The 12,143-nt window shown below is 34.8% G+C and carries 12 protein-coding genes; 6 read left to right on the top strand and 6 right to left on the bottom strand.

Annotated features, from left to right (window positions below; translation table 11 throughout):
* Positions 1-39: 39 nt before the first annotated feature.
* A complete protein-coding gene (locus tag PBT91_RS16110; protein WP_270059480.1) occupies positions 40-534 on the top strand; it encodes an FUSC family protein in 495 nt (164 codons plus the stop codon).
* Here the strand turns inward: PBT91_RS16110 and PBT91_RS16105 are convergent.
* The 4 genes from PBT91_RS16105 to PBT91_RS16090 form a co-directional block, all read right to left on the bottom strand.
* Positions 518-1,006 (bottom strand): regulatory protein RecX, encoded by a 489-nt coding sequence (locus PBT91_RS16105; protein WP_270059479.1) that lies wholly within the window; start codon positions 1,004-1,006, stop codon positions 518-520. The genes PBT91_RS16110 and PBT91_RS16105 overlap by 17 nt on opposite strands.
* Before the next feature lie 81 nt (positions 1,007-1,087).
* Positions 1,088-1,573: a YciE/YciF ferroxidase family protein gene (locus tag PBT91_RS16100; protein WP_270059478.1), complete on the bottom strand. Its 486-nt coding sequence runs from the start codon at positions 1,571-1,573 to the stop codon at positions 1,088-1,090.
* 169 nt (positions 1,574-1,742) lie between these two features.
* Positions 1,743-3,281, bottom strand: coding sequence for a ribonuclease E/G (locus PBT91_RS16095; protein WP_270059477.1), 1,539 nt, complete (start codon positions 3,279-3,281; stop codon positions 1,743-1,745).
* A gap of 342 nt (positions 3,282-3,623) precedes the next feature.
* Entirely contained in the window at positions 3,624-3,914 is a 291-nt protein-coding gene (locus PBT91_RS16090) for an HU family DNA-binding protein (RefSeq protein ID WP_013073853.1), read from the bottom strand.
* 143 nt (positions 3,915-4,057) lie between these two features.
* On the opposite strand from PBT91_RS16090, the gene mutY reads away from it, so the two are divergent.
* The 5 genes from mutY (at position 4,058) to PBT91_RS16065 (ending at position 8,592) form a co-directional block, all read left to right on the top strand.
* Positions 4,058-5,110 carry an A/G-specific adenine glycosylase gene (gene mutY, locus PBT91_RS16085; protein ID WP_270059476.1) on the top strand — a complete coding sequence of 351 codons (1,053 nt, stop codon included), beginning with the start codon at positions 4,058-4,060 and terminating at the stop codon, positions 5,108-5,110.
* Positions 5,111-5,209: 99 nt separating this feature from the next.
* Positions 5,210-5,713: a single-stranded DNA-binding protein gene (locus PBT91_RS16080; RefSeq protein WP_270059475.1), complete on the top strand. Its 504-nt coding sequence runs from the start codon at positions 5,210-5,212 to the stop codon at positions 5,711-5,713.
* A 21-nt stretch (positions 5,714-5,734) separates the two neighbouring features.
* Positions 5,735-7,057, top strand: coding sequence for a gliding motility-associated protein GldE (locus tag PBT91_RS16075; protein ID WP_270059474.1), 1,323 nt, complete (start codon positions 5,735-5,737; stop codon positions 7,055-7,057).
* A complete protein-coding gene (gene gldD / locus PBT91_RS16070; protein ID WP_270059473.1) occupies positions 7,054-7,620 on the top strand; it encodes a gliding motility lipoprotein GldD in 567 nt (188 codons plus the stop codon). The genes PBT91_RS16075 and gldD overlap by 4 nt, the downstream gene beginning before the upstream one ends.
* A 33-nt stretch (positions 7,621-7,653) precedes the next feature.
* Positions 7,654-8,592 (top strand): DMT family transporter, encoded by a 939-nt coding sequence (locus PBT91_RS16065; RefSeq protein WP_333474201.1) that lies wholly within the window; start codon positions 7,654-7,656, stop codon positions 8,590-8,592.
* Positions 8,593-8,642: 50 nt separating this feature from the next.
* Here the strand turns inward: PBT91_RS16065 and PBT91_RS16060 are convergent, their stop codons facing one another.
* Together PBT91_RS16060 and PBT91_RS16055 are read right to left on the bottom strand one after the other, a co-directional pair.
* A complete protein-coding gene (locus tag PBT91_RS16060; RefSeq protein WP_270059472.1) occupies positions 8,643-10,709 on the bottom strand; it encodes a M16 family metallopeptidase in 2,067 nt (688 codons plus the stop codon).
* A gap of 17 nt (positions 10,710-10,726) precedes the next feature.
* Complete coding sequence (locus PBT91_RS16055; RefSeq protein ID WP_270059471.1) at positions 10,727-12,049, bottom strand: M16 family metallopeptidase; 1,323 nt, start codon at positions 12,047-12,049, stop codon at positions 10,727-10,729.
* Positions 12,050-12,143 lie beyond the last annotated feature (94 nt).

Genomic DNA, 12,143 nt, shown 5'->3' with positions numbered 1-12,143 from the left:
ATTAAGGTTTGTTAACTTTGAATTGCAAAACAATTCGGTTTGAAACCACCCCTTAATTATAAAATCTCATCTTCTGAAGGGATCTATCTTCTTAAATGTATAATTGGTACGATTGTCTGCTATGCATTGTTTGATGCTTTTCCCCAATATCCTTTTTACTGGAGTATCATTTCTTGTTTATTGGTGTTCTCTCAGGAGAATGATCGTGAACTGGCGCTTAATAGAATTAAGTCTAATTTTCTGGGTTCTTTTGTTGGCTTAGCGGTCTATTTTTTACCAATTCCAAGTGTTGTGATGTTTTGTCTTGGGGTTGCTTTTACCGTTATTCTAGGAATATTTTTAAAAATAGAACCCACTATTAGATCTGCCTTGGCAGCAGTAATTATTGTTATTATAAATGAGGATAAAGCCGATACGGCTTGGCTGGTAGGTTTGCAACGAGCTGGCTGTGTGTTGTTAGGGTGCTTAATTGCCTTATTTATATCTATGTCTTTTAATAGGCTTTTTAAGGCGGTGTTTAATCGTTCAGCTTAGATAATTGGTTAGCTTTATCAAAGACAAGGTGGCTTTCCCAACCTCGATATTGCAAGTAATCGACAAGTTTTTTTTTCTTTTTAATTACTGAAGTTTCCTTGATGGTTTCCCATTTCTTTTCTGAAATTTCATGGAAAGTAGCGAGATAGTCGGTTTCTGAAATTTCTTTAAGTCCGGTTTGAATATTTCTAGCTGAAATTCCTTTTTGATTCAGCTCATTAGTAATTCTTTTTTTGCCCCATTTTTTAATTCTGAATTTACCCCTGGCAAAGTTTTTTGCGAATCGCTCTTCATTCAGAAAATTTTCCCGCATAAGTTCCATAATAATTTGTTCCTGGGCTTCGGGAATCATATTCATGCTCTTAAGCTTTTCTTCAACTTCTTTATGAGTTCTATCTCTGTAGGCACAATATTGCATTAGCTTAACGGTAGCCTCTTTTAGTGTATACGTTTTATGTGCAGCTTGTTTCATGTTGCAAAGCTAAATCTTTTGCGGTGCGATTGAAATAAAAAAACCGTCATAGCGACGGTTTCTTAACATATTATTTATGGATTAGGCCATAGCTTTTTTATTCAATCTTTTTTCAGCTAGTTTATCTAATTTGTTGTCTGCGGCATATTCTTCATCAAGTGTTTTTTGAAGTTTTGTAGCAAGTTCTTTATAGCCTAATTCTTTAGCGTAGCGAACAACCGTCCCGTATCCCGAAATCTCATAATGCTCAATGCGTTGCGCATCTGCAATGATACCGGCATCGCTAACCTCTTCAGAAGTCTTTTCTTTTAAGAAATCCTCAGCTTCTTCGATAAGTCCCTTCATCGCTTTGCAGGTTTCGCCAGTAGGTTTAATGCCTAGCTCTTTACAAATTTCAGATAAGCGTTCTTTATGCTCTTTAGTTTCTTCTAGGTGACCCTCAAATGCTTTTTTTAGAGCGTCATTATTTGCTGCTTTTACCATTTTAGGTAATGCTTTTAGAAGTTGCGATTCAGCACTATATAAGTCTTTCAACTGGTGTTCGAATAATTCCTTTAAATCTTTCATCTTTTTAATAATTAGGTTGTTATAGGTTAAATGTATCCTATAAACCAAACCAGTATAGTTAAATAGATAAGAAAGCTTTCTTAGCTTTTTGCCAATTGTGAGTGGTTATATTATTTAAATTTGGAGTATAAAAAAACGCCTAACAAAAATTTTGTTAGGCGTTTTAGTTTTATCGAATAACTTTTCCTTCTTGATCGTGGAAATGATACTCTAAATACGTGTAAGCGTCTCTAGGTATAATTTTAACCCAGCGTTTATGGTCTAGAAACCATTTAGATCTGGGAGATGGAAAGCCTTTCGTTAGAAAAGCTGCAATAAATGGATGCGCAGTAAGCGTTATTTTCTTATGATTCTTCTTAAGAAGTCGCTCTATATCGGCTTTGATTTTTTGTATTAAGATAATTGGTGCCTCAACCTCACCATCGCCATTAGGATTCTCCTCTCGGGTCTTAATATTCATTTCTGGCCTTACGCGTTGTCTTGTAATTTGTATTAGTCCAAATTTACTAGGAGGGAGGATCTTGTGCTTAGCACGATCGTCGCTCATTTCGTTTTTAAGGTGATCGAATAATGCTTTGCGATTTTCAGCTTTATTCATATCAATAAAATCGACTACTATAATGCCGCCCATATCGCGAAGTCTTAATTGGCGAGCAATTTCTGTAGCGCTTATTAGATTTACCTCTAGTGCGGTATCTTCTTGGTTTTTGGATTTGTTAGAACGATTCCCGCTATTCACATCTATAACATGCATAGCTTCTGTATGTTCTATAACCAGGTAGGCGCCCTTACTTATGGATACAGTGCGTCCAAAAGAGGTTTTTATTTGTCTTTCGATACCATACTTTTCAAAAATTGGAACATTGGACTGATGTAATTTTACAATTGATTCTTTGCTAGGAGCAATTTCGCTCACATAGTCCTTAATTTGTGTGTAAAGCGTCTCGTCATCTACAGTAATAGAGGTGAATGTATCATTGAACACATCTCTTAAAAGAGATGATGCCCGATTTAATTCTCCCAAAACTTTTGATGGATAATGAGGCTTATACAATTTTTTACACATCGCTGTCCATCGACCCATCAAATTTTGAAGGTCTTTGTCCAGCTCTGCTACTTTTTTGCCTTCGGCTACGGTTCTTACGATAACGCCAAAACCTTTAGGTTTTATGCTTTTAACAAGGCGTTTTAATCGATCTTTTTCTTCCTTACTTTCAATTTTTTGAGAAACTGAAATTCTATTAGAAAAAGGAACAAGAACGATATATCTTCCTGGTAGGGATAACTCGCTACTTATACGAGGCCCTTTGGTAGATATAGGTTCTTTTACAATTTGAACCAGTAACGACTGATTTGATTTTAAGACATCAGAGATAACTCCGTTTTTGTCTATTTCTTTTTCAAAAGTAAAATTCTTTAAAGAATAGTCTTTTAATTTACCTGTGCTTACACGTTTTATAAACTTAAGCAAGGATGAAACCTGAGGGCCCAGATCATGATAGTGTAAAAAACCATCTTTAGTATAACCAACGTTAACAAATGCGGCATTTAACCCGGGGACAGCCTTTCTAATCTTAGCAATCATTATATCGCCAACATTAAAATTATTGTCGTCTTCATCCTTGTTCAGTTCAACAAGTTTTCCATCTTTTAATAAGGCAAAATCTACAGCAGAGGATTCGGACCGTATAATTAATTCTTTGTCCACTCTATTAGATTTTTAAGCCCGAAAATTCTCGGGATGGATTAAACATTATTTTATCACAGGTGTTTGAAGCCTGAAGAGATTTATAAATATACCAGCATAGTAATTTAATACCTTGCTTTAATTCAAAATCTCGATGTCAAAGAACGTTGCTGTTAAAGCAAAATCTTTTAAATAAAAAAAGTAGTATGAAAACTACTTTTTCTTGTGGCGGTTAGCTCTTCTTCTTTTTTTACGCTTGTGCGTAGCTACCTTATGTCTTTTTCTTTTTTTACCACTTGGCATAGTGTTACGTTTTAATTAATAAATTTATTTCATTATTCCAGCTTCTTACTTCTGGATAGCTTATTTTACATCTACATTACTCTTAACTCCCTCCACGAAAATCTTCGCTGGTTTAAATGCCGGAATGTTATGAGCAGGTATTTTAATAGTTGTGTTTTTAGAAATGTTTCTTCCAGTTTTTTCTGCTCTTGTTTTTACAACAAAGCTTCCAAAACCTCTTAGATAAACATTGTCTCCACTTTCTAAAGAAGATTTTACCTCTTCCATAAAGGTTTCAATTGTAGCTTGTACATCACCTTTCTCCATTCCTAATTTCTCCGAAATATTCGCTACGATATCTGCTTTCGTCATTTTCGTGCTATTTAATATTTATAAATTGGGGTTCTTAATTTTCAAGGGGGCAAATATAAGAATTATATATTCAATATTTCAAACCTAAATCATTAAATAATAACGGAATAAACAATTTATATTGCGATAAGAGATTTTAAATTATGAATTTTTCTAAAACTTTGATTAACTGGTACTTAAAATCTAAGCGTGATTTGCCTTGGCGAAAAACCAGTGATCCTTACAACATTTGGCTAAGCGAAATTATGCTTCAGCAAACAAGAATAGAGCAAGGATTACCTTATTATATGAAATTTGTAGACGAGTTTCCTAGCGTTTTTGATCTTGCTGATGCTCCTCAGGATAAAGTGATGAAGCTATGGCAGGGATTAGGATACTATTCTAGGGCTAGAAATCTTCATGCCACAGCAAAACATGTGGCTTATGAGCTTGATGGGGTTTTTCCAAAGGATTATAAGGGATTGCTAAAATTAAAAGGAGTAGGCGATTATACCGCTAGTGCAATAGCATCTATAAGTTATAAAGAGCCTGTAGCCGTTGTAGATGGAAATGTTTACCGTGTACTTTCTCGTTATTTTAATATAGACACTCCTATTAATAGTACAGAAGGTGTGAAAGAGTTTAAAGCCTTAGCGACAGAGTTATTAGATCAAGAAAATCCTTCCGCATTTAATCAAGCTTTGATGGAGTTTGGTGCTTTGCAGTGCAAACCTAAAAATCCGCTTTGTAATACTTGTCCTTTTAATATAAGCTGTTTGGCCTTAAAAGAAAACAAGATTGGTGATTTGCCGATTAAAATTAAGAAAGGAAAAATCAAAAATCGATATTTTAATTATCTGGTTTTTTCTTCGGAAGAGAATAGAACCTTACTTCAGCAAAGAAAAGGAAAAGGAATATGGCATGGTTTGTATGAGTTTCCTTTAATTGAAACCAAAACTGATATTCAGGAAGCAGAAGTTATTGAAAATAATATCGAATTTCAGCAATTAACACAAGCAAAAAATGTGGCTGTTAGTCTCTATAACGATCAGGCGATTGTGCATAAATTATCGCATCAGCATATTTTTGCCCGTTTTTGGTTTGTTGAAGCAGAAAACTTGCCTGAAGACGGCATTTCTACAGAAAAAGTGAAAGAATATCCAGTGCCGGTGTTAATTCAGAATTTTCTTAATGAAATTGACATAGAAAACATGTAATTTTGCTGTTTTTCAATTTAACTGTATTCCGATTTTAATCGGATTGATTTTTTCATTAAATTAGAAAGATAACTTTAAATAAATCTAACACAATATTTTATGACAGGGACGCTAAATAAAGTAATGCTTATAGGACATACCGGAGATGATGTAAAGATGCATTATTTTGAAGGCGGTGGCTCGATTGGCCGTTTTCCGCTTGCAACTAATGAGGTTTACACCAATAGAACCAGCGGCGAACGTGTAAATAATACCGAGTGGCATAATGTTGTTGTGCGTAATAAAGCGGCTGAAGTTTGTGAGAAATACCTTAAAAAAGGGGACAAGGTTTATATTGAAGGTAGAATTAAAACGCGTAAATGGACCGATGATAAAGGGATGGAACGCTACTCTACTGAAGTACAATGCACCGAGTTTACTTTTTTAACTCCTAAAGGAGAAAGTAATGGTGGTAATCCTTCACCACAAAACAATGCGGGTAACCAGGGAACAAAGCCAAATAATACGGCAAACAGTAATTCGGGTTATTCGGGCGATAATACTAATTTTGCCAGTCAACCATTTAATGGTAACGATGAGGAAGAAGATGATTTACCATTTTAAGTTTAATTAAATTTATTGCATTTGGATCCAGAACCCCCCAGTATAATTTTATGGGCCGCGTTTGATTACACCCAGGTAATAAGCCTTATATTTTTATTACTGCTATTGCTATGCTCTGCCATGATATCTGGTGCAGAGGTAGCTTTCTTTTCGCTAACTCCTGCAGACTTTATGACAGAGGATGGGAGTAAGAGAACAAAATCTCAGGAAATTGTAATAAAGCTCCTAGAAAAACCAAAGAAGCTTTTAGCAACCATACTGGTAGCCAATAACTTCATCAATATCGCTATTGTTTTGTTATTTGATTCTGTTTCAGACCAATTATTTGGCGGGCTCGATTTTGTTATTTTTGGTTTAAACTTTAAGTTGATTTTTGAAATTGGCATTGTTACTTTCCTCATCTTGCTTTTTGGTGAGATCTTACCAAAAGTCTATGCTAGTCGTAATAATGTTCAGTTTTCAAATTTTATGGCGCAGCCGGTCAATATTTTAGATACTTTATTTTCTCCGCTAAGTACACCAATGCGCGCCGTTACTCTTTTTTTACACGAAAAATTAGGTAAACAACGTCCTTTTATTAGTATAGACCATCTTTCGCAGGCATTAGAGCTAACTAGTGAAGAAGATACAACTAAAGAAGAACAGAAAATTCTAAAAGGTATTGTGTCTTTTGGGAATACAGATACCAAACAAGTGATGCGCCCTAGGATGGATATCTTTGCGTTGAGCGACGAAGATACCTATGCTGAAATTATCCCTGCACTTATCGAAAATGGATATTCTAGAATTCCGGTTTACAAGGAGAATATCGATAATGTAACAGGTATTTTATATAGTAAAGACTTATTACCTTATCTAAATACGAAAGATTTCGAATGGACGTCTCTTTTAAGAGAACCTTATTTTATTCCGGAGAATAAAAAATTAGATGATCTTTTAAACGAATTTAAGGAAAAGAAAAATCACCTTGCAATTGTCGTGGATGAATATGGTGGTACAAGCGGACTAATTAGTTTAGAAGATATAATTGAAGAGATTGTTGGAGATATAAGTGATGAATTTGATGATGAGGATCTAATCTATTCGAAACTAGACGAATTTAATTATGTTTTTGAAGGTCGTACTCCATTGAAGGATTTCTATAAAATTATCAAGTTGGAAGAGCCTTCTTTATTTGAAGACAATAAGGGAGAATCTGAAACACTAGCCGGATTTTTACTTGAAATTTCTGGAGACTTTCCTCACAAAAACGAAATTATCAACTTTGGCAATTATAATTTTAAAGTTGAAGCTGTAGACGATAGAAGGATCAAACAAATTAAATTGACGATTTTGCCTGTATGAGGTATTTAAGTTATTTGGTAGTTTTTATAGTATTCTGTTTTATGGTTTCCTGCGGAAATGAAGTCCAGCCGAAACCTAAAGCAATGTTAGCTTTAGAATATCCTAGGGCAGAGTATCAACCAATAAACATTAATTGTCCTTACACATTTGAAATAAATCAAATAGCTGAAATCGCACCTTCTAAAAATAGGCGACCATGCTGGATCAATCTGGATTACCCTTCTTTAAACGGTTCTGTATTTATCACTTATCAATCGGTAAATAATAATCTAGATTCATTATTAAGGGATGCACAAAAATTGCCTTTAGAGCATACCATAAAAGCAGAAGCCATAGAAGGTGATATTTATACTAACGATATCCATAAAGCTTATGGTATGTTTTATGAACTTCAGGGTGATGCTGCCTCACAGGCACAATTTTATATTACCGATAGTACGAGCCATTTTTTAACAGGTTCGGTTTATTTCAATACGCAGCCTAATTACGACTCTATTTATCCTGCAGCTAGCTATATTATGAAGGATATGCGGTATTTAATGGAAACAATTAGATGGCAATAATTTTTTTCTTTTCAATTTCGATTCTAACATAGAATGATGATTTTTGCCGCAAATTTTAGAGCTATGGCGGCAGGAAACAAAAAATGGATATACCTTTTTATATTATCCTTAATTTGGGGCAGTTCTTTCATTCTTATCAAGAAAGGACTGGTAGGTCTCTCTCCGCTTCAGGTTGGTGCATTTCGGATTATTTTCGCCGCTTTATTTTTAATTCTTGTAGGTTTTCGAAAAATTATTAAGCTTAAAACTTCGCAATGGAAGTGGATCATTGTCTCTGGTTTTGTGGGATCATTCTTCCCAATTTTTCTTTTTGCTTTTGCTGAAACAAAAATAAGCAGCGGGATCGCTTCGATCCTGAATGCGGTTACGCCTTTAATGACGCTTATCCTGGGTGTTATGTTCTTTCAGGATAGATTGGATAGTAATAAAGGGATTGGTGTTGTGGTTGGTTTAATAGGTACTGCGGGTTTAATTTTTAGTAACGCAAATTTTAATGGAAGTGAGAATTATTTATATTCAATATTGGGCATTTTAGCCGCGATTTGTTATGGCATAAACGTAAATCTCTTAAAAAAATATTTAAGTGATATTCCTGCTGTGGCAGTAACTTCTGGTTGTTTTGCCGTTTTATTGATTCCTGCGTTCTCCATTTTGGTGTGGTCTGGATTTTTTACTGAAAATTTATCGAATATTGAATTGCAGAAATCGATAGGATTTATTGCAATTTTGGGAGTTTTGGGGACTGGTGTTGCGATGATCTTATTCAATAGACTAGTGCAAATTACAAATCCCGTTTTCACCAGTTCAGTAACTTATACGATGCCGATTGTTGCTTTGGCTTGGGGGATTTTGGATGATGAGGTTTTTAGTTTGAATCAGTTATTCTTTGCAATGCTTGTAATCATTGGTGTTTTGATTGTTAACCGTGCAAAAGCAATTTCAATAAGAAGAAAAAAGAAGTTAGTTCAATAAAAAAGCCGACTTAAAAAGCCGGCTTTATCTAACATTAACTAAAAAGAAGATTATTCAAAATCTGAATCTTGTACTCCTTCATTAATTTTATACTCCTTAACTTTAAGATCGAAAGACTGTGGTCCCATACTCTGAGAAATAGTGAAAGGCATTTTTACGCCTTCTACTTCTTGGTAATCACTATAAATTGTTGGGATACTCATTGTTTGTCCCATTTGTGAAATAGTCGTAAGTGTTTTCACTTTAAGTCCGCTTTCCACATCATAATAATTGGTAGTGCTTTCGTTTACTTTTACCGCATAAGCATCGCTGCCTTCAACATCTTCGATACCGGTAACTTTCGCATTTTCGCTTATGCTAAGTTCTGGGAATGTGTTAGCTTCAATGGCTACAGCATCAATTTGATCCTGGCTCATATCCATTTTTTGTCCTTGTACCATCATATATCCAGTTTCTCCATTGTAAACCTGTTTTTGCATCACATTACCAGAAACGCTAACAGTTTGAGAGAATTTACCGGCGCTGCTTTTACGTTGTTCTAAACTTAATTCTTGTCCCTGTATAGACGTAGTGGCAGTAAAAGCTATAGTGTTTATGGCTTTGGCAGCTTCTGCGCCTCCAATGGCTTCAATATAATCTGAATATACTTTCTCTACAGTAACCGAAGGGTCTAAAGCTTTGTTGTAGTCTGGTTTTTCAATCTCTTCACCATATTTGTTGTAATATTTAACTGGGAAAGTTTTTCCCTTATATTGCATCTTTTCAAGATTTTCAGCTACTTCGTTTCCTTTTCCTGCAATTACAATTCGTGATTGATCGGCAAGGAAATATTTTTTAGCAACTCTTTGAACGTCTTCTAAGGTAACCTTATCGATGTTTTCTAAATATTCTTTGTAGAAATCTTCGTCTAAATCTTCAGTTTCAACCTCCATTGCAAAACTAGCGATAGTAGAGGGCTGCTCTAAACTAAGCACAAAATCCCCTGTAAGTTTCGCTTTAGCATTAGCTAATTCAGATTCAGAAACCTTTTCATTTCTTATTCTGTAGATTTCATCTAAAAACGCTACAACTGAACTATCGGTTACTTCGTTACGAACACTTGCACTTGCTACGAAAGTTGCAACATATTTGTCATTACCAGTTCTCGAATAGGCGCCGTAGGTATATCCTTTATCTTCTCTAAGGTTTAAGAATAAACGAGCTTCGCCTCCTCCACCTAAGATTTTATTGGCTACCATTACAGGAAAATAATCTTCCTGTTTTTTCTGAAGGTTAATTGTATTTACTAAAGCAATTTCACTTTGTATTGCATTTGGCATGTCTACAAAGTTAATTTCAGTTTTATCTACATTTTTAACTTCAGGAATGTTAATTTCGGGTAATGAAGTCTTTTTCCAATTAGAAAATTCCTTCTTCACAAGTTTCTTTACTTCTTTCTTTTCTACATCACCTACTATTACCAAGTAAGCATTTGCAGGAGAAAACCAGGTTTTATAATAATTCTCTACATCAGTAAGACTTATATTGTCTATAGTTTCCTGAGTTTCAAATTCCCCGTAAGGATGGTCTTTCCCATAAGCTAAAGCAGATCTTACTCTGCCTGCATTGTAAGAAACATCTTTCTCGTTACTTTTTAAATAGTCTTTAGTACGAGCGATAGATTTATCGAATTCTTCTTCGGTGAATTTTGGGTTAATTACCCCATCTGCCATCAAACCAAGGATTTCTGGGAAATACTTTGAAAGCGTATTTGCAGAAGCTCCTCCTGAAGAAATATTCAATCTGGCACCTAGGTAGTCTACCCTTTCATTAAATTCATCTTTAGGCATATTGGTAGTTCCCTGTCCTAATAACTCTCCCATTAAGCCGCTTACTCCGGCTTTCTTACCTTCTGAATGCGGAGGGTTGTCGAATCTAAGCGACATAGCTACTCGTGGTAATTTATGGTTTTCTACCAGCATTACGGTTAGGCCGTTGTTTAACTTAAAAGTTTCTGGTTCTTCTACTTTTACTTTTGGTGCCGGTCCAGGTTCAGGCATGGTACTTCGATCAATCTGAGCGTTAAGCCCTATTGCGCCCAAAAGAAATATTGATACTGCTATTATATTTTTTTTCATTTTTGTCTAATTTGGTATTATTCCGCTTCCTTTTCTTCCGGTAGGTAATCAATGATTACTCTTTGATTTGGCTTAAGATATTTATTAGCAACTTCTTTAATGTCTTCTCTGGTGATGTTACGATAAATATCTATTTCTTCATTGATTAGACTGGTGTCTTTGTAAAGAAGGTAGTTGCGAGCTAAGGAATTAGCTACGCCAGCGATACTAGAGTTTGAATTAACAAAATCATTTTCAGCTTTATTCTGAAGTTTTTCGAAATCACTCTCAGAAATTAATTCATTTCTAAGTTTTGTAATTTCCTCTTCGATTTCTTCATTTAGTTTTTCAATACTTGTTTCGCCTTGTGGTAAGGAGTATACAAGATAAATTCCGTAGTCTTCCTGTTCAAGGTTAAAAGCGCCAACCTGTAAAGCAATATTCTGTTCGTCTACTAACTTTTTGTAAAGTTTTGAACTTTTTCCATCACTTAAATAGGTAGAGATCATATTTAAAACATAAGAATCTTTATTGCCAAATTCAGGTGTTCTATAGCCGGTGATTGCCATTGGGATCTGAATATTGGCATCATAAAATTCGCCATGAATTTCTTTAGTAATAGGATCTTCTTTAGGGTAATCTCTAGTTACTTCTTCGCCAGCCTCGATTGGGCCGAAATAATCTTTGATCATTCCCTTGGTTTCTTTAATATCGATATCTCCAGCAACAACCAGTACAGCATTATTAGGAACGTAATATTTATCGAAATAATCTTTAAACTCCTGTAATGTTGCGGCATCCAAATCTTCCATATAGCCTATATTAGGGTCTTTATATGGATGTTTTTTGAACATGTTCTTCTGCACTGCAGGAAGAATGTTTCCATAAGGAGAATTATCCATTCGCATTCTACGTTCTTCTTTTACCACTTCATTTTGAGTATCTACCCCTTCTTGTTTAATAATTGGATGCATCATTCGCTCAGATTCCATCCATAGTCCTAATTCTAGATTATTAGATGGGAAGGTTTCGTAATAATAAGTACGATCGTTTGAAGTGTTTGCATTGTTATCTCCGCCATGAGAACTAACGATTTCAAACCATTTTCCTTTTTCAATATTTTCTGTTCCTTCAAATAATAAGTGTTCGAAAAAATGGGCAAAACCGGTTCTACCTTCTTCTCGATCTTTACCACCTACGTGATACATTACAGCAGTTGTAACTACAGGAGCTGAATTATCCTGATGTAAAATAACATGAAGCCCATTATCGAGATCATATTCTGTATACTCAACTTCCTGGGCAAAGCCAACAGATCCTAATAATAAAGCACCTGTGACCAGCTTTAATTTGTTAATCATTGTGTATGGTTTATAGTTATGCTATGCGTTAGTGTGGAAAGATACAATTTTGTTACAATAAGAAAGTGACGAAATTTGGTATTAATTTAACACA

This window comes from Zunongwangia sp. HGR-M22 (assembly GCF_027594425.1).
In the GTDB taxonomy this organism is placed as follows: domain Bacteria; phylum Bacteroidota; class Bacteroidia; order Flavobacteriales; family Flavobacteriaceae; genus Zunongwangia.
The sequence above is the reverse complement of the archived record's forward strand: the minus strand, read 5'-3'. Positions and strand labels throughout refer to the sequence as shown.

Excerpts from the sequence above, each read along its gene's own strand:
- mutY (WP_270059476.1), top strand. The coding sequence starts at position 4,058 with ATGAATTTTTCTAAAACTTTGATTAACTGGTACTTAAAATCTAAGCGT.
- PBT91_RS16105 (WP_270059479.1), bottom strand. The coding sequence starts at position 1,006 with ATGAAACAAGCTGCACATAAAACGTATACACTAAAAGAGGCTACCGTT.
- PBT91_RS16055 (WP_270059471.1), bottom strand. The coding sequence starts at position 12,049 with ATGATTAACAAATTAAAGCTGGTCACAGGTGCTTTATTATTAGGATCT.
- PBT91_RS16060 (WP_270059472.1), bottom strand. The coding sequence starts at position 10,709 with ATGAAAAAAAATATAATAGCAGTATCAATATTTCTTTTGGGCGCAATA.
- PBT91_RS16065 (WP_333474201.1), top strand. The coding sequence starts at position 7,654 with ATGATGATTTTTGCCGCAAATTTTAGAGCTATGGCGGCAGGAAACAAA.
- PBT91_RS16100 (WP_270059478.1), bottom strand. The coding sequence starts at position 1,573 with ATGAAAGATTTAAAGGAATTATTCGAACACCAGTTGAAAGACTTATAT.
- PBT91_RS16080 (WP_270059475.1), top strand. The coding sequence starts at position 5,210 with ATGACAGGGACGCTAAATAAAGTAATGCTTATAGGACATACCGGAGAT.
- PBT91_RS16090 (WP_013073853.1), bottom strand. The coding sequence starts at position 3,914 with ATGACGAAAGCAGATATCGTAGCGAATATTTCGGAGAAATTAGGAATG.
- gldD (WP_270059473.1), top strand. The coding sequence starts at position 7,054 with ATGAGGTATTTAAGTTATTTGGTAGTTTTTATAGTATTCTGTTTTATG.